16 protein-coding genes and 1 pseudogene are annotated in these 18,431 nt (G+C 35.7%); 11 read left to right on the top strand and 6 right to left on the bottom strand.

Annotation, left to right across the window (positions count from 1 at the left end):
- Positions 1-76: 76 nt before the first annotated feature.
- Positions 77-958 (top strand): AraC family transcriptional regulator, encoded by an 882-nt coding sequence (locus AC0L3Q_RS05765; protein WP_473285707.1) that lies wholly within the window; start codon positions 77-79, stop codon positions 956-958.
- Between the two features lie 11 nt (positions 959-969).
- Here AC0L3Q_RS05765 and AC0L3Q_RS05760 read toward each other — a convergent pair whose 3' ends face one another.
- On the bottom strand, positions 970-2,181 hold the full coding sequence (locus AC0L3Q_RS05760; RefSeq protein ID WP_473286900.1) for an alpha/beta hydrolase family protein: 1,212 nt from the start codon (positions 2,179-2,181) through the stop codon (positions 970-972).
- 266 nt (positions 2,182-2,447) lie between these two features.
- Between AC0L3Q_RS05760 and AC0L3Q_RS05755 the strand changes: the two genes are divergently transcribed.
- Complete coding sequence (locus tag AC0L3Q_RS05755; protein ID WP_473285706.1) at positions 2,448-3,203, top strand: LytR/AlgR family response regulator transcription factor; 756 nt, start codon at positions 2,448-2,450, stop codon at positions 3,201-3,203.
- A gap of 5 nt (positions 3,204-3,208) precedes the next feature.
- Here the strand turns inward: AC0L3Q_RS05755 and rsmG are convergent.
- Positions 3,209-3,836 (bottom strand): annotated as a pseudogene (gene rsmG, locus AC0L3Q_RS05750) (16S rRNA (guanine(527)-N(7))-methyltransferase RsmG).
- A gap of 168 nt (positions 3,837-4,004) precedes the next feature.
- On the opposite strand from rsmG, the gene AC0L3Q_RS05745 reads away from it, so the two are divergent.
- The 3 genes from AC0L3Q_RS05745 to AC0L3Q_RS05735 all read left to right on the top strand — a co-directional run bounded on the left by AC0L3Q_RS05745 (position 4,005) and on the right by AC0L3Q_RS05735 (position 6,828).
- A complete protein-coding gene (locus tag AC0L3Q_RS05745) occupies positions 4,005-5,105 on the top strand; it encodes a fatty acid desaturase family protein (protein ID WP_473285705.1) in 1,101 nt (366 codons plus the stop codon).
- A 41-nt stretch (positions 5,106-5,146) separates the two neighbouring features.
- Positions 5,147-6,337 (top strand): pyridoxal phosphate-dependent aminotransferase, encoded by a 1,191-nt coding sequence (locus AC0L3Q_RS05740; protein WP_473286898.1) that lies wholly within the window; start codon positions 5,147-5,149, stop codon positions 6,335-6,337.
- A 221-nt stretch (positions 6,338-6,558) separates the two neighbouring features.
- Positions 6,559-6,828, top strand: a complete 270-nt coding sequence (locus tag AC0L3Q_RS05735) for a hypothetical protein (RefSeq protein WP_473285704.1) — start codon at positions 6,559-6,561, stop codon at positions 6,826-6,828.
- 31 nt (positions 6,829-6,859) lie between these two features.
- Here the strand turns inward: AC0L3Q_RS05735 and AC0L3Q_RS05730 are convergent, their stop codons facing one another.
- The gene (locus tag AC0L3Q_RS05730) at positions 6,860-8,356 is read right to left on the bottom strand and encodes a TrkH family potassium uptake protein (RefSeq protein ID WP_473285703.1); all 1,497 of its coding nucleotides are present in this window, start codon (positions 8,354-8,356) and stop codon (positions 6,860-6,862) included.
- A gap of 3 nt (positions 8,357-8,359) precedes the next feature.
- Entirely contained in the window at positions 8,360-9,709 is a 1,350-nt protein-coding gene (gene trkA, locus AC0L3Q_RS05725; RefSeq protein WP_073321529.1) for a Trk system potassium transporter TrkA, read from the bottom strand.
- Between the two features lie 197 nt (positions 9,710-9,906).
- Here trkA and ubiE point away from each other — a divergent pair, with 197 nt between their 5' ends.
- Together ubiE and porT are read left to right on the top strand one after the other, a co-directional pair.
- Positions 9,907-10,635 carry a bifunctional demethylmenaquinone methyltransferase/2-methoxy-6-polyprenyl-1,4-benzoquinol methylase UbiE gene (gene ubiE, locus AC0L3Q_RS05720; protein WP_473285702.1) on the top strand — a complete coding sequence of 243 codons (729 nt, stop codon included), beginning with the start codon at positions 9,907-9,909 and terminating at the stop codon, positions 10,633-10,635.
- Position 10,636: 1 nt separating this feature from the next.
- The gene (gene porT / locus AC0L3Q_RS05715) at positions 10,637-11,344 is read left to right on the top strand and encodes a type IX secretion/gliding motility protein PorT/SprT (protein ID WP_473285701.1); all 708 of its coding nucleotides are present in this window, start codon (positions 10,637-10,639) and stop codon (positions 11,342-11,344) included.
- Position 11,345: 1 nt separating this feature from the next.
- Here the strand turns inward: porT and AC0L3Q_RS05710 are convergent, their stop codons facing one another.
- A complete protein-coding gene (locus AC0L3Q_RS05710; protein ID WP_473285700.1) occupies positions 11,346-12,083 on the bottom strand; it encodes a TrmH family RNA methyltransferase in 738 nt (245 codons plus the stop codon).
- Positions 12,084-12,120: 37 nt separating this feature from the next.
- Between AC0L3Q_RS05710 and tamL the strand changes: the two genes are divergently transcribed.
- From tamL to accD, 3 genes are all read left to right on the top strand, one after another.
- On the top strand, positions 12,121-14,700 hold the full coding sequence (gene tamL / locus AC0L3Q_RS05705) for a translocation and assembly module lipoprotein TamL (protein WP_473285699.1): 2,580 nt from the start codon (positions 12,121-12,123) through the stop codon (positions 14,698-14,700).
- A 285-nt stretch (positions 14,701-14,985) separates the two neighbouring features.
- Complete coding sequence (fbaA, locus tag AC0L3Q_RS05700; RefSeq protein ID WP_073321514.1) at positions 14,986-16,053, top strand: class II fructose-bisphosphate aldolase; 1,068 nt, start codon at positions 14,986-14,988, stop codon at positions 16,051-16,053.
- A 64-nt stretch (positions 16,054-16,117) separates the two neighbouring features.
- Positions 16,118-16,975: an acetyl-CoA carboxylase, carboxyltransferase subunit beta gene (accD, locus tag AC0L3Q_RS05695; protein ID WP_473285698.1), complete on the top strand. Its 858-nt coding sequence runs from the start codon at positions 16,118-16,120 to the stop codon at positions 16,973-16,975.
- A gap of 62 nt (positions 16,976-17,037) precedes the next feature.
- Here the strand turns inward: accD and AC0L3Q_RS05690 are convergent, their stop codons facing one another.
- A complete protein-coding gene (locus AC0L3Q_RS05690; RefSeq protein WP_473285697.1) occupies positions 17,038-17,868 on the bottom strand; it encodes a hypothetical protein in 831 nt (276 codons plus the stop codon).
- A gap of 165 nt (positions 17,869-18,033) precedes the next feature.
- Between AC0L3Q_RS05690 and rpsO the strand changes: the two genes are divergently transcribed.
- Complete coding sequence (rpsO, locus tag AC0L3Q_RS05685) at positions 18,034-18,303, top strand: 30S ribosomal protein S15 (RefSeq protein WP_073321640.1); 270 nt, start codon at positions 18,034-18,036, stop codon at positions 18,301-18,303.
- Positions 18,304-18,431 lie beyond the last annotated feature (128 nt).

Below are 18,431 nucleotides of genomic sequence, written 5' to 3'. Positions count from 1 at the left end.
ATAGACAGTTCAAAACTATTTTATATTATTTTTAGATTTTGACACTATTTAGTCAATTACTAATCCTATTCCGTAGATGAAGCTTTTGGAACAAGATATTCATAGAGAAATTACCCCGCTTACGGCGAGTGATTGTTTTCTTGTATTTGATAGAATCAAAGATGATTTTGATTTTCCTGTTCACTTTCATCCTGAATTCGAACTTAATTTCATTCATAACGGAAAAGGAGTTCAAAGAATCATTGGCGATCATATGCAAGAAATCGAAGATTATGAATTAGTTCTTATAGGGCCTAATCTATTTCATGGATGGACACTGCATAACTGTAAACAAAAGGAAATTCATGAGATCACACTTCAATTTCATGACAATCTTTTGCAGGATTCATTGCTGAATAGATCCCTAATGAAGCCCATAAAAAAACTATTTGAAGACTCTTTTTATGGGATCCTTTTTTCGAGAGAAACAGCAATCGCTGCTTATTCTAAAATTAGGAACTTATCAAAATTAGAAGGCCTCGAATACTTTCTTTCTTTTATTTCTTTATTGCATTTTTTGGCTATTTCCGAAGGTCAAAAGAAATTGTCCTCTTATTCCCCTACCACAGAGAATTTTCATAATAGTGAAAAAATAAAAATCATCTATGAGTATGTCAAAGAAAATTTCAGAGAAAAACTTAAAGTTAAAGACGTAGCAGCACTAGTGAATATGACAGAGGTCTCCTTTAGTCGTTTTATAAAGAAAAGAACCGGCAAAACCTTTATAGACTATCTTAACGATGTTCGTATCGGTTTTGCCTCTCAATGGTTATTAGAAAATGATGAATCCATAGCAGAAATCGCTTACAAAGCTGGATTCAATAATGTATCCAACTTTAACCGCATCTTCAAGTCCCGAAAAAACTGCACTCCTACAGAATACATCAAAAACTTCGAAGGTGTCAAAAAGGTTTTGTAGCCTTGCACGAATCATTTTACCATTTCCCATGCCCAATCAATAATTTGCTGACTGATTTTATCTTCCCATTTTCCAGGTTTAAAATTAAAACTTGAACTGTAATCCGGATGAATCGTTGACCAATGATCTAACTTTGGATATTTATAGAGTTGATGATCCTTATGATTTGATTTTTCTAAAAGAGCTATGATCATATCATTATCATTCTCGGTCATGATCCAATCATTAGTCCCCCATCGAATTCTAACCGGTACTTTTATTTTCTGCCATTCGGAAGCAAAATTAAAATCTTGTACCTGATGGTAATATTCAACAGGACGACCATACATATGGAAAGGACCATGCCTGTGATATTTTTTGAACAATGGGTTTTCCTCTAAGATATCCTGATAACTTCTCTTTTCAATCAACATTTTATAGTAGATGGGAATATACACTGTATTCATCAAGTCGTATATCTCTTTTTGAGATTTGCCCTCGATCTCTAATATTCTACGTTCTATTTCCAGCATATGCTCGTACCAGGATTTGAAAAACGTTCCATCTGATATGACTCCTGCAGCATTAAATTGATTCGCAATATATGGAGCCAAAGCACTCCCCATACTATTTCCGTACACAATCACTTTATCTTGCTGGATATACGTTTTTGATTTGAGCAATTGCATAGCTGCTTCGTATCCGCTAATTTCAGTTTTGAAGTCCGTTTTCCCACAATCTCCTTCACTATCCCCTACTCCTGGTTTTTCTACTCTTACTAAAACCATATTCGATTTCTCGGCCAAATCTTTGATTAATCGCACCCAGTTGTTACTTCTACCCGAGTATTTTTCTATTGTGGAACAACTCAAACCCTGAATCAAGAAAATAGCAGGAAAAGGTCCTTTTCCTTTAGGTTTGGTAATAATTACCCGTTGATGTATTCCATAACCACTAGTTACGCTCTCGTAAAAAGTATCTAAGACATCATGCTCTTCTTTTGGCAAAGGGTTTAACATTACCTCCCGGCTTATTACATCGACTCCTCTTTTGACCACGATATAGGTTTTTTGATCAGAACGAATCCCATAGGTTATAGCTCTCCAATCTTCTGAATTAAGTACCGGTCGATGATCTACATTTATGATCACATCTCCCACTTTAAAACCTGCGTTAAGCAATGGAGTCCCTTCATCGATCTCTTCAATCTTTGCTCCTGGTGTTTTGTTATCCGGCCATGAAATTTTAGCTTCAAACGAAGCTCTTCTTTTTAATGTTTGAGATAAACATTGTGTGGTGATACTAAAAAAACCAATACCAATACCCCTATTTTTTTCATTTGTTAGTTTTTATATTTGTGATTCATTAAAAGGTTACCTGCTCAAATCCTGGATAAACGTATTCGCTTCCGGATAGAGCAATAGTAAAAAGATTGGGAGGTAGTAAGGGTTAATTTATATGAAGTACTTCGGTTTTTATATCAAATCATCTTTTCCCTACAGAATGTATTATGACAATAACTCTAGATAGAAAAAACAAAGTCATTATCCAGGTAATATTCTGGATTGCCTATTACCTATTGTTTAGTTTTATATGGGTGCAGAATGGAGATTACAAAGCTTCTTTCTTTTTGGAGTTTGTTTTATTGCCTATTCGCATTCTTACCGTATACTGTTGTATCCTCTTTTTAATCCCAAAATACTTACTGCAAAAAAAGTTTATAGCGTTTGTATTATACTACGTATTGTTACTATTATTTGCTAGTATCGCTCAGCGGCTTTTTATGTTCTTTTTTATTGAAGACTTTGATCAATTTGTCTTTTCTAAGATATTTGATATTCCGGCTATGATTCGATCTTCTGTACTGATTAATACGACGATCATATTTGTTTCGTCGGTTTATATTTTATTGCTTTATTTTAAAGAAAAGGAGAACAACGAACAAATACCTGGTAAAATGATAGAACTAAAGTCTAATAGACGTACTCATCGTATTGCTATTCATGACATTGTTTATATTGAAGGACTTGGAAACTATGTAAATTACCATCTACAAGACCATTCAAAAATCACGGTATATCAAAGTTTAAAAAAGTGCCTTGAACAATTGGAAGATGATAAATTTGCCCGAATACAAAAGTCCTTTATTATCAACACCAACCATTTAAGATCCTATGACAACGATACGGTTGAGATGAATAACGGTGCTTCATTACCTGTAGGTGCCAAGTTTGACATCAAAGAACTATCCATACATCATTCTTGACCTATCTATAATTTATACTTCAAAGGTAAGTGCACCACTTTTTTGGTCTCGAAAAAAGATTCTTCAAAAATATCAGAAAGATTGTATTGCGTAGCTTTTGGAAAGCTTGCTAATTCTTCGGTAAGATCCCCCCTTGAGATACAGAATCCCATTTTGTAATTCATGTACACTTTTTTTGGCTATATTTTTACGTACCCACTTTACAAAATCGGGCATATTCGTCACCGCTCTACTCACCACAAAATCAAAGCGATCATCAAAAGTACCTGCTCTTCTTTGTTCTGCCTTTACATTGATAAGTCCCAGCGCTTTTACCACTTCGTTGACCACTCGAATCTTTTTTGCAATAACATCTACCAAATAAAATTGACTCTCGGGAAACATAATAGCCAAAGGAACCCCAGGAAATCCTCCACCTGTACCAACATCTAATATTGTAGTCCCTGGTTGAAAGGTTTGAACCTTTGCAATTCCTAAAGAATGCAATACATGACGCTCATATAAGGCATCAATGTCTTTGCGAGATATGACATTAATTTTCGAATTCCATTCTCTATACAGATCACCTAATTTTGAGAATTGATCTAGTTGTTCTTCTGTTAAATCTGAAAAATATTTTTGTATTAGAGTCACACTTTTGCCTTTTTATTATTTTAAGTATAAAACGATCATTATGAAAGCGCAAAAATACATGTTAAATCGATATATTTTATTTCTTTTTAGGAAGTTAAAAAAATTTAAATACCTAAATTTACCCAATATTACTGTGACTAATTTCGTTTAGTCATAAACCTCAACAATATGACTAAACCCAATATACGTTTTAGCAGAGTAGATTCTGCTAAATTCTTCAGAACGCTGAATAAGCGTGTAAATCAGTATTTCAAAGAAAACAACATAAAACGTACAGGAAACTGGAAATTACATTTGAAAACCATCATTATGTTTTCCATTTTTCTTACTCCATATTTTTTAATCTTAACACTTAACATTTCGCAATGGTGGATGTTATTGCTAACTGTAGTGATGGGTGTTGGTATGGCAGGTGTTGGGATGAATGTGATGCATGATGGTAATCACGGATCGTATTCTTCAAAAAACTGGGTAAACAAATTAATGGGCAGCAGTATGTATGTGCTTGCTGGAAATGTATATAATTGGCAGGTACAACACAATGTTTTACATCACACCTACACTAATATACATGGGCATGATGAAGATATGGATGCAGGAAGAATAATTCGTTTTACTAAACATGCTGAATGGAGAAGGTTTCATAAATTTCAGCATTATTATTCCATATTCCTATATGGACTGCTCACCTTTAACTGGGCTTTGACTACTGATTTTAAACAAACCAAAAGATACCTGGCAAGAAAGTTAGCCTATGGAAAACTACCAAGCCCAATAAAACAATGGAGTACGGTAGTCATTACCAAGGCAATCTACCTACTGATCTGGATTGTTCTTCCTATGATTATTATGTCGATTGCATGGTGGAAAATTCTAATTGGCTTTTTTGTCATGCACTATGTAGCAGGTCTGATCCTTAGTATTATTTTTCAATTAGCCCATATGGTAGAAGATGCAGATATGCCGATGCCCGATCAAACCGGAACTATGAAAAACACATGGGCCATTCACCAATTGTTTACTACGGTTAACTTTTCTACCAAAAACAAATTGGTTAATTGGTTTACGGGTGGATTAAACCATCAGGTAGAACATCATATTTTTCCCAATATCAGCCATATTCATTACACCAAAATTTCTAAAATTGTAAAACAAACGGCTCAAGAGTTTAACCTACCTTATAACGAGTACAAAACCACACGCAAGGCGATCATGGCACATTTCAAACATTTAAAAGAAATGGGTATGGAACCTGCAATTCAATCATAACTTTTTATTTACCAATTAAAATGAGTACACAAGTATCGGAAATGAGCGAACATTTGTCAGACAGAATCAATTCACTTAAAGCTTCTGCCACTTTAGCAATGGCAGCCAAAGCAAGAGAATTAAGAGCTGAAGGGAAAGACATCATTGGTTTAAGTCTGGGAGAACCAGATTTCAATACTCCCGATTTTATTAAAGAAGCTGCTATACAAGCAGTAAACGACAATTACAATTCTTACACTCCTGTAGACGGATATGTAGAATTAAAAGACGCCATCATCACCAAATTTAAACGTGATAACAATCTTGAGTACGACAGATCTCAAATCGTAGTTTCTACCGGAGCAAAGCAAGCGCTGTATAATGTAGCGCAAGTATATATCAACCCAGGAGATGAGGTGATTTTACCTTGCCCTTATTGGGTAAGCTATAGCGATATCATAAAATTAGCAGGAGGAGTACCTGTAGAGGTGAAGACTTCTATTACTACAGATTTTAAAATGACTGCCGAACAGTTGGAAGCTGCCATTACACCAAAAACAAAAATGCTTTGGTACAGCTCTCCTTGTAACCCAAGTGGTTCTATTTACAGCAAGGAAGAACTAAGAGCATTGGCAGATGTTTTGCAAAAGTACCCTGAGATTGTAGTAGTAAGTGATGAAATTTATGAGCATATCAATTACAAAAAAGAACACGCTTCTATGGCACAATTTGCAGACATGTACGATCGTACTGTTACTGTAAATGGTGTTGCCAAGGCTTTTGCCATGACAGGATGGCGAATAGGTTATATAGGAGCACCTACTTCTATTGCACGTGCTTGTAATAAAATGCAAGGTCAGGTTACCAGTGGAGCAAACTGTATCGCACAACGTGCAGTGATCACCGCCTTAGAAGCACCAGTAAGTAAAATCCAATATATGGTGGATGAGTTTAAAGAGCGTAGAAAACTCATCTTAGATTTACTTGCCGAAATACCAGGTTTTGAGTGTAACGAACCGGAAGGAGCATTTTATGTTTTCCCAGATATCTCTCATTACTTTGGTAAAACAATTAAAGGATATACCATACAAAACGCATCCGATTTTTCTATGTTTATTTTAGAAAAAGCCAACGTAGCGACAGTTACAGGAGATGCCTTTGGAAATGCCAATTGCATTAGAATATCTTATGCTGCCAGTACAGAACAAATTATAGAAGCAATTAAAAGAATAAAAGAAGCTCTTTTAGACTAATTTTATTGCTTTTCACAACCTAAAAAAACCGATTGTAGACTCAAATACAATCGGTTTTGTTGCTTATTATCAAAACCTTAGGAAATATTAACCTTATTTTATCATTTTTATCACAATCTCCAGATAATAAATATAAAATATAGGAGTTATACTTTTCAGCTTTATAAAAAAACTCTGTTTTATAAAGTTGTTTTCGGAGATACCAACTTAAACTTAAAACCATGTCCCCCACTGAAAAAGAACGCATTGTTCAGAAAAACGTATTGCAAATTTTCAAAGAAAACTTTAATGTTTCCAAAAGTGATGATGAGATTTTAGACATCAAACCAGGTCAGGAATTAGAAGGTAATGACACCTGCTATTACGAGGCTATTATAGACATTTTTTTGATAGAGCCAGAACATTTGGATAGCATTAAAGGAAAAGTAAAAGACACCATCAAAATGGTAGCCAAACTATGGACTATCAATCTGCATTACGCATTACCTTAGCCTAAAAAGCTAACAAAATTTGATTTGATTATTATCTATTTCTCCAGAAGAAAGGGGTAAGTAGAATCAACACCGTAAAAAGCTCTAGTCTTCCTATTAACATCAGGAAGCAGCACCACCATTTTCCAAAATCAGGAAGCACATCAAAGTTGTTTACCGGGCTAAGTTTCCCAAAAGCTGGCCCGACATTTCCTAATGAGGAAGCTGCTCCTCCCACTGCGGTTTCAAAATCCAATCCTAATGCACCAAGCACCACAGACCCAATAATAAAAGCCAGCATGTATAGAATAAAAAACGCAAGAATATTAAAGGTAATTTCTTTGGACACCGCTTTGGTATTATAACGTACCGGTAATACCGCTCTTGGGTGTAACGTTCTTTTAAACTCCAGAATACCATTACGTATCGTAATCAAATGGCGTACTACTTTCATCCCACCAGAGGTCGAACCTGCAGAACCTCCCAAAAACATAATCCCGAAGAAAAACACTGTTAAAAACGGAGTCCACATCGTAAAATCGGCACTCACAAATCCTGTAGTAGTTACCACTGCTAGCACCTGAAATAAAGCATGACGAAATGCACTTTCTACTTCTCCAAATACCATGGGATGATCTATTGAAGAAATAGAAGGATCTGCTTTATAGATTATGATAAAAGTCGCAATTACTGTAAATGCAATAATAAATAAGGAGTATAACTTGAACTCTTCGTCTTTTATAATCTTTTGCACCTTTCCTTTAAACCCAAAATAACTCAATACAAAGTTCATTCCTGCCAGGAACATAAACAAAATAATGATATACTGTATTAAAGGTTGATCGTTCCAATAGGCAACACTGGCATTTTTGGTAGAAAAACCACCTGTAGACAAGGTACTCATCGCATGATTGATGGCATCAAAAAAGCTCATCCCTGCGAGTTGCAAAAAAATAGTTTCAGCCGCAGTATACCCAAAATAAATTAGCCATAGTCGTTTGGCAGTATCGGTAATCCTGGGGTGTAATTTATCTGCACTAGGACCGGGAGCCTCTGCTGCAAACAACTGCATACCTCCAATTCCTAAAAGAGGAAGTATAGCCACTGCCAAAACAATGATCCCCATACCACCAATCCAATGGGTTAAGCTACGCCAGAACAACACCCCTTTGGGAACAATTTCAATATCATTAAGTATAGAAGCACCCGTGGTAGTATACCCAGACATGGTTTCAAAAAAGGCATTGGTAAACGTAGGTATAGCTCCTGAAAAAAGGTAAGGCAAAGTTCCACTCAAGGACATAAATATCCAACCAAACGTTACTACGATATACCCTTCTCGCTTATTAATTTCTTTTTGATGCTCTCTGGTTAAAAACATCATAGCTATACCGACAAACATGGTCGCCAAAGCTGCCATCATGATTTCTAAGGTAACCCCATCTTTGTACACAAAACTGATCATGGTAGCCAGTAGCATAAAACTACCATTACAAAGTAACAGAAGTCCCATGATGTGAGAGATGATTTTATAGTTTAACCTTGCCATATTCTAGAGAAAGAGCTTTTCTATTTTTTTAATAGATTTTGGCAAACAGCACACCACTACCCTATCTCCTGCCTGAATGTAGAAATTCCCGAGAGGTATCATACCTTCTCCATTTCTGATCACTCCCGCAATAATTGCAGAACGCGGAAAGTCCAAATCGCGAATTAGATTATCACTTACTTCGGAAGTTGGCTTAACAATAAATTCTAAAAGCTCGGCATTCATATTGTTGAGCTTTGTCATCGCCACAACCTCCCCTTTTCGGATAAATCTAAAAATATTATTTGCTGCTAATAATTTCTTATTGATTAAGGTATCGATACCTATAGAGTGAGACAACTGAAAATAATCCATATTTTCTACCAAAGCAATGGTTTTACGCACTCCTTTGGATTTTGCCACCAAACAAGACATGATATTCGTTTCAGAGTTACCGGTTACTGCAATAAATGCATCCATATCACCAATTCCTTCTTCTTGCAACAACTCCACATTACGGCCATCTCCATTGATAATTAATGCATTAGGAAGATCATCTGCCAGATCAAATGACTTTTCTTTGTCTTTCTCTATTAGTTTTACTCTAAACTTATGATCACATAGATCACATGAGGTTTTATGACCGATTTTACTTCCACCAAGAATCATTACATTCTTGATAAGCTCTTTTACCTTTCCGGTTAGTTTGTATAACTCATCTACCCCTCCTTTTGAGGTTACAAAATATACCTGATCCCCTTCTTTAAACGAGGTATCTCCTCTTGGAATCAATGTATATTGCGTTCCAGAACGCTGAATCGCAATGGGCATAAAATGTAATTCCGGGAATATTTCGGCGGCTTCACGAACTGTTTTACCCACAAACAACGCTTCCTTGGATAGGGTGGTTCCTACCATAGTTAGCGCTCCATCTTCAAACTCATAACTATCATGAAAAGCAGATTGATTCAAAAGAAGTTCAATCTCACTCGCAGCTAACGCCTCTGGAGAAATCAATTCATCAATACCAAATTTGGTAAAACCTACTTCTTCTTTATTCTCTATAAATTCTGTATTAGAAATCCTAGCGATGGTACGTTTGGCTCCAAGTTGTTTGGCCAATACACAAACTGTAATATTGGTCGTTTCACTTGAGGTTACACTAATCACCATATCCATGTTTTCGACTCTGGCATCTTTTAAAATACTGATCGAAGTTGCATCACCCTTGATCACCCGAATATCTAAATGGGTATCCGCATAATTCAGGCATTCTTTGTCAGTATCTATGAGTGTAATATCTTGAGACTCAAATGATAGTAGTTTCGCCAAATGAAATCCCACTTCACCTGCTCCGGCAATAATGATTTTCATCGGTTTTGTATATTGTTTTCCATCTCTAGGTAAAATATAGCTAAGTAACTATTTGAACGTAAAAAAATCCCTTAGCCTATAAAAGCGTACAAAGATAATGCAAATTGAACAACTGATAAAATTTGATTATCCTAACTTAATACAAAACTCTTCAAACTATATCCTTCAAAACTGTATATTTGCCTAAATTTTTTTGAATGTCGGAGAAAATAACACCATATAAAGACAAAGACAGATCCAAGAAAGAGCAGGTTACCGAAATGTTTGATACTATTTCGGGAAATTATGATGGTCTTAACCGTGTTATTTCGTTGGGTATTGATGTAAAATGGCGAAAAAAAGTTGTAAAACAGGTAAGCAAAGTACAGCCAAAATCTATTCTTGATGTTGCTACTGGTACTGGAGATCTTGCTATCAATTTATCGCAAACCGGTGCGACAAAAATTGTAGGGCTGGATATTTCTACAGGAATGTTAGAAATAGGTAAAAAGAAAATTAAAGCCAAAAATCTGGACACTACCATCGAAATGGTAACCGGAGATAGTGAAAATCTTCAATTCGAAGACAACCATTTTGATGCGGCTACTGTGGCCTTTGGGGTTAGAAATTTTGAAAATTTGGAAAAAGGACTTTCTGAAATCTACCGAGTACTTAAACCGGGCGGAATTTTTGTCGTTCTAGAAACTTCAATCCCTACAAAAACTCCTTTCAAACAGGGCTATAAGTTATATACAAAAGGGATTCTTCCGATTATTGGAAAGATCTTTTCTAAAGACAAATCGGCTTATTCTTATTTGAGTGAAAGTGCTGCTGCTTTTCCATATGGAGAAGCGTTCAACAATATTTTGAAGAAAATTGGGTTTATACATGTTGAAGATCATCCCCAAACGTTTGGAGTAGCCACAATATATACAGCCACAAAATAATATGAAAAGACTTTTTATCGTAATCGCTGTTTTAATTTGCTCTCAAAATGTGAGTGCACAATTATTTTCTAAAGAAAAAGTTCAGAATCTTCAGAACTTTGATAAACCTAGATTTAGCTGGGGATATATTCTTGGGTTAAATAGTTATGATTTTAATTTTGATTACACCTCAGATTTCGAAGATGCAGATATCATAGTTGATAATACGATTGGTTTTAGTGTTGGGTTATTGGGAAATATGAGAATTAACGACTATTTGGATTTACGATTAGAACCTATGGTAACTTTTACCAGCAGGAATCTTACATTTTCTAATCCTATATTTACCTCTCAATTTGAATCTTTCAGAGAAGTAAAGTCGACCTATGTACATATACCATTATTATTAAAAGTATCCACCAAACGCTTGAATAATTTCAAACCTTTCATTGTTGGTGGAGTATCGACTTCTATTAACTTATCTAGTAACGAGGATAATCCTGACGACAATAGCTCTGGAGAATTTAGAATGAAGACAAATACCAATTATTTTGAACTTGGTTTTGGTGTTGATTTTTATCTGTATTATTTCAAATTCACCCCTTCTATACGTGGTGTATTTGCCATGTCTGACGAACTGGTGCAGGACAACGATCCGGATAGCCCTTGGACATCAACCATTGACAAAATGTCTACAAGAGGAATTTTCATCAACTTTACTTTCCAGTAAGTCAACTCGATTTTCGTTTAAACTCGCTTAGTATAATAGCGGTGGCTGTAGCCACATTGAGGCTTTCTGTTTTTTGACCCAAACCAAATTGAGGTATGGTGATGCGTTTGTCTACAATCTCTTCTACCGGTGTAGAAATACCATTCGCTTCATTCCCCATAACAATCACCCCTTTTTTAGGAAGGGATGCTTCGTATATGTTATCCCCTTCCATAAAAGTACCATATATAGGAATAGTTGGTTTTTGTTGAAATAGAAATGCTTCTATATTCTGATAAACGATGTTCACTCTGGTAATAGACCCCATAGTGGCCTGCACTACTTTTGGATTATAACAATCTACAGTTTGATTAGAACATACCAACTCTTTAACACCAAACCAATCACACAATCTAATAATCGTTCCTAAATTACCTGGATCTCTTACATCATCCAAAACCAGTACCACACCCTCCAATTCCATTTGGCGAACTTCTGGAATCACAAAAACCGCCAAAGCAACCTGTGGAGTAGTCAAAAAACTAATCTGTTTTAGTTCTTCATGACTTATCAGATACTTTTTTTGATCATTCACTTCAAAAATTCTATCCTCTGTGGTAAAAAGTGCATGCAGCTCTAACTTGGCTTGCAATAGCTCCTGAATGACCTTTTTCCCTTCAGCAACAAACAAACCGTGTTGTTTTCGGTATTTTTTTTGATATAAACTTTTTATTAGTTTCTTTTGGTTTTTGCTAACCATACAAATAATGTATTTTTGAATCAATAATGAATAGGGATTGAAACACTTTCTGACAAAAATATTATTTATTACCCTAACCACAATCTTTTTAAGCTCATGTGATGCTGTAAAAAGAGTTCCGGAAAACGAATATCTACTAGAAAAAAATCTAATTTTTGTGGATAGCGTTAAATCTAAGGACCGAAAGTTAGAAAATCAACTGTTACTACAACCCAACACTCCGGTGGCTGGAATTCCTTTTCGACTTCATATTTACAATCTTGCCAGTGTAGATAGAGATTCCTCATACCAGGATTGGTTACATCGCAAACCAAAACGGGAGCAACGAATGATCAACTTCCTTTCAAAAAAACAAGTGGATCGCCTGGGCAAAGGATTAACCGGAATTAACGAGTGGATCAAAAAAACAGGAGAACCACCATCTATTCTGGATGAAGGCAAAATAAAAAGGTCAGAAAAAAGATTACAAGCATACTATTGGAACAATGGTTGGTTCAATATTAAGACCGACTATAAAATTGATAAAAGTGAAGATAAAAGAGCTACCGTTTCTTACTACATCAAACCCAATCAACCCTACGTTATAGATTCTTTACATACCAAAATAGATTCAAAAGTAGCAGATTCTATCTATCAAATCCACAAAGACAAATCCACCATTGTATCCGGAAAGCAGTACAAAACACTTGATATCGAATCAGAAAGAGAACGCCTTACCTCATTATATAGAAACTCTGGGCTGTTTCATTTTGAAAAAGAATTCATCAACTTTGATGCAGACACCGTAAATACTGATCATAAAGTAAATCTGAATTTAAATATTAAGGACAGACCTATCGTATTTGGTGATTCGGTAGCTAGAGTTCCTTTCAAAGTACACAAAGTAAGTAAGGTGAATGTGTTCACCGATTATTCTTACCAAAATCGAAATAAAATTCCTCAGGACAGCACTTCATATAGAGGGTATAACATTTATGGATTTGATAAAATCAAGTATACCCGAAAAGCAATTGCCAACTCTATCCTTATTAATCCAGGAGAGGTTTTTAGGGATCGGGATCGTACAGCCACCTATAATCAAATCAACAACCTTAGAACCTTTAAGTATCCAAACATTAGATATGACATGGATCCCAATGATCCTTCTGGGACGGATTTGATTGCAAATATTTTACTTACTCCAAGAAAAAAGTATAGTACCAACGTCGAATTTGATGTATCTACCTCTACCATTCAAGCTTTTGGAATTGGATTTGGAGGTTCTCTTTTGATACGAAATGTTTTTGGAGGTGCAGAAATTCTGGAAATCTCGGCTCGTGGTAGTATTGGTTCTTCTACCGAAGCTGTAGATGGAGGAGAACGTTTTTTCAACATTTCCGAAGTGGGGACTGATGTAAAACTTACGTTCCCTAAAATAGTATTCCCGTTCAAAACAACTAAGATCATCCCAAAAAGTATGACTCCTACTACCAACCTACTTTTTGGTATGAACGTACAGCAAAATATTGGATTGGATAAGCAGAACGCTACAGGAATATTCAATTACCAATGGAAATCGAGCAAATTTGTGTCTAATCAATTGGACTTGGTCAATGTGCAATATGTACGAAATCTAAATACCAATAATTACTTCAATATTTACAACACCTCATTTAACGAGTTGAATGATATAGCCAGAGATGTTTTGGATCCGGACTCTCCTTTATTCTTTCAACCCGATACCGGAATACCCGATATCAATGATGCGGTACTTCGTATTCCTGAAGGGGCTGATGGCTTTATCGACCAATCCTTGGGAGCAAATCCAGATAGCGACCTTTCTGCAAATCAAATTCAGGAAATTCAAAACATCAGTGAAAGACAAATTAGACTAACCGAAGACAACTTAATCTTTGGTTCTAGTTATACCTATTCTAGAAACAGCAAGGAAAACTTGTATGATGAAGATTTTTCGAGATTCAGGGGTAAAATAGAACTCGCAGGAAATGTGCTAAGCACAGTTTCCAATCTTGCTAATTTAGACAAAAATAGCAATGACAGATTTGAAGTTTTTGGAGTGGAGTTTTCTCAATATGCCAAAACCGAATTGGATTACACCAAACATTGGGATCTGGGAAGAAAAAACATCATTGCTTTTAGAGCTTTTGGAGGAATAGCAATTCCTTTTGGAAATTCGAACAGTATTCCGTTTGCGCGAAGTTTTTTTGGAGGAGGCCCCAACGACAACAGAGCGTGGCTAGTGTATGATCTTGGGCCTGGTAGTACAGGAGGACGAAACGAGTTTAATGAAGCTAATTTGAAAATTGCTACTAACCTCGAGTATCGATATAACATTTTGGGTTCGTTGAACGGGGCTTTATTCATCGATGCTGGTAATATCTGGAATGTATTTGACAATGTAGAAGACGAAGATGCCGTTTTTTCCGATTTGGATGACATTCAGGAAATTGCTGTCGGAAGCGGTTTTGGTTTCAGATATGACTTTGAATTCTTTGTGATCCGATTAGATGTCGGTTTCAAAACCTTTAACCCCTCTGATGATGAGGACCAAAGATGGTTCAAAGGATACAACTTTAAAAATGCGGTTTATAACTTCGGAATTAACTATCCCTTCTAGTATATCCTAGCCGATATTTTATATATTTGTTTTGTTATCCTCCCCACTTCCGTGATCTCAGATACTACTTTATCCTTTTGGCACTAATCAATTTGAAAAACGTAATAATATGCGCTATGCAAAGATTGTTTTATTCGTGTAGGATTCTACATAATTTTACTATTTTTGTAAGCTTAAAAACCAAAATTAGATAGTATATTTCACCATAGAATTTATGTCTAGGATCTGATAATAAATGCTTTATAATACTACTATCTGACAACTAAAAACTTTAAAAATTAACAGATGAATCACAACATCAAACCAGGAGTTGCAACAGGAGACGAAGTACAGGCTATTTTTAAGTATGCAAAAGAAAAATCATTTGCATTACCTGCCGTTAATGTAATTGGTTCGAACTCTATCAATGCTGTTTTGGAAACTGCTGCAGAAATCAACTCCCCTGTCATCATTCAATTTTCGAATGGTGGTGCACAATTTAATGCTGGTAAAGGCCTTTCTAATGAAGACCAAAAATCTGCTATCGCTGGTGCAGTAGCGGGTGCTAAGCATGTGCATCTTATGGCCGAAGCTTATGGAGTACCTGTAATTTTGCATACTGACCACTGTGCAAAGAAGCTACTTCCTTGGATCGACGGTTTATTAGATGCAGGAGAGCAATTCTACAAAGAAACCGGAAAACCTCTTTATAGTTCTCATATGATAGATCTTTCTGAAGAGCCTATCGAAGAGAATATCGAAATCTGTAAAGAGTACCTAGAGAGAATGAGCAAAATGGGAATGACTCTGGAAATCGAATTAGGAATTACCGGAGGTGAAGAAGATGGTGTTGACAATACCGATGTTGATGATTCTAAATTGTATACTCAACCAGAAGAAGTGGCTTATGCATATGAAGAGCTAAGCAAAGTAAGTGATAAGTTTACCGTTGCTGCTGCTTTTGGTAACGTACATGGGGTTTACAAACCTGGAAATGTAAAACTTACACCAAAAATCCTTAAGAATTCTCAAGAATTTATTTCAGAGAAATATGGAGTTGAACATAACCACATCGACTTTGTATTTCATGGAGGAAGTGGTTCTACTTTGGAAGAAATCAGAGAAGCTATTGGATATGGTGTAATCAAAATGAATATTGATACAGATCTTCAGTTTGCATTCAACGAAGGGATTCGTGATTATATGACCGGTAAAATTGAGTACTTAAAAACTCAAATCGGTAATCCTGAAGGTGCAGAAGAACCGAATAAAAAATACTACGATCCTCGCAAATGGTTACGTGAAGGTGAAATTACCTTCAAAACACGTCTTAAAAAGGCATTCGAGGATCTAAATAATGTAAACACATTATAATAGACTAGAAAACCAAGCTGAAACCCCGCCCTCTGGAGTTTCAGCTTTTTTAATATATAAATTTATGGCTTGGTTTAAGAGAACACAAAAAGGTATACAAACCGCGACCGAAGACAAAAAAGATGTTCCAAAAGGACTTTGGTACAAATCCCCCACGGGTAAAATCGTTGACGCAGAGCAACTTGAAAAAAACTTCTACGTAAGTCCTGAGGATGGATACCATGTTCGTATTGGAAGTAAAGAATATTTCGAAATTTTATTTGATGACAACAAGTTTAAAGAACTTGATAAAAATCTTTCTTCGAAAGATCCTCTTAAATTCGAAGACAAAAAGAAATATGTAGATCGTCTTAAAGAAGCTCAAGACAAGACAAACCTTAAAGATGCCGTTAGAACAGCTGTAGGAAAATCAAACGGAAACGATTTGGTTATCGCTTGTATGGATTTCTCTTTTATAGGAGGATCTATGGGAAGTGTTGTTGGAGAAAAAATTGCAAGAGCTGCCGATTACTCTCTAAAACACAAGATTCCTTTTATGATTATATCAAAATCGGGTGGTGCCAGAATGATGGAAGCTGCTTTATCTTTGATGCAATTGGCAAAAACATCGGCAAAACTAGCACAACTTGCTGATGCTGGAATTCCTTATATTTCATTATCTACAGATCCTACCACAGGAGGTACTACTGCATCTTTTGCGATGTTGGGTGACATTAATATTGCAGAACCTGGTGCACTTATCGGATTTGCAGGACCTCGTGTAGTAAGAGACACCACAGGTAAAGAACTTCCTGAAGGCTTCCAGACGGCAGAATTTGTTTTGGAACACGGTTTCCTTGATTTCATAACACCTCGCCAGGAATTAAAACAAAAGATCAACTTATATCTGGACTTGATTACCAATCGTCCATTATCTAATTAGTAAGCATAAGAAAGTGCCTTTTTGTACAAAAAGGCACTTTTCTACTCACTAATCAAAAAATTCTATAATCGAATTTCTCTCTCTTCTCCATCTGTATTGGTAAATACAACCAAATTATCACACGACCCATCACCATAATCCAGGGTTCCACTAAAATTAGTTCTTACCAAATCCACTGTTCCACTAACCAAAAATCGACAGCTTGCCTCTCTTCGTATTGGAGTTGTGATGGTTGTACTATGCGTATTACCATTAGCAAAATTAGTTGCCCAGGCACCAGTAACTAAAAACACATTATCTCCCCAATTTCCATTCAACACTCCTTCTATCCATTCACGAGTCTTTGTTCCTGTTCTAGAAGCAACTGTCCCATCAGCAAAGGTGACCGTTAGATCCACATTCATGGTATATTGTGGATTACCTTCGTCATTCATTCGTTCTCTGGTAATTGTCTTTGAACCTTCGAACTGGGTATCATCTACAAAGAAGTCTTCCAGACTATAATTGATAATACGTACTCGAGCTTCCAAATCAATTTCGTAAGACATTAGCACTTTACCTTTAATAATACGACCTCTTACCTCGCAACCTTCGGCTCCAAAGTCAACGGTTATATTCTTTGTAGTATCAGTCACAACCACTGTAATAGTAGCACAATCCGGAATAAACGGGTGAACAGAGCTCTTAAATGGGGTTGCTAACTCTTCGTACTCATAAATTTGCAAAAACGTATCACTGATAAACTCTGCATTAGTATCAATTTTTGCAGTAAGTGCAGTTTCTTCAATGTTTAGATCACTAGTAGTGATATCTTCAGATTCATCCTGAGTACACCCTACAAATACTACAGAAAGGATTGCCACTAAACCAAATTTCAAGATGCTGTTTTTCATAATATTTAATTTTAACGTTACCATCCTAAGACTTAGATTTTTACAAAAGGTTTAACTCAATATTATTTTTTTTAATAAAAAGGATTACTTGATTAAAAAGTACTATATTTGCACGCTGATAGCAGAATGTTATCAATACATAAAAATCATTTAAATAATATTGGAATGTATCTAACAAAAGAAACTAAAGAAGAAATCTTCGCAAAACACGGTAAAGGAAAGAATGACAGTGGTTCTGCAGAAGGTCAGATTGCATTATTCACTTACAGAATTACCCATTTAACAGAACACTTAAAGAAAAATCGTAAAGATTTTAACACAGAGCGTTCTTTGGTAAAGCTAGTAGGTAAGCGTAGAGATTTACTTGACTATCTTAAGAAAAAAGATATCATGAGATATCGTGCAATCGTTAAAGAATTAGGATTAAGAAAATAAGAAAAAGAGAGGCTGCGCGCCTCTTTTTTTATTATATATATTTTTAAAGAAAACCATTTATAGCAATACCTATAAATGTATGCCTTGGTTTTTCATTGGTCGCGCAATTACTACAACAACACAACCTT

Source organism: Aquimarina sp. KJ22-3 (genome assembly GCF_055808215.1).
This window is presented reverse-complemented; position numbering and strand designations above follow the sequence as displayed.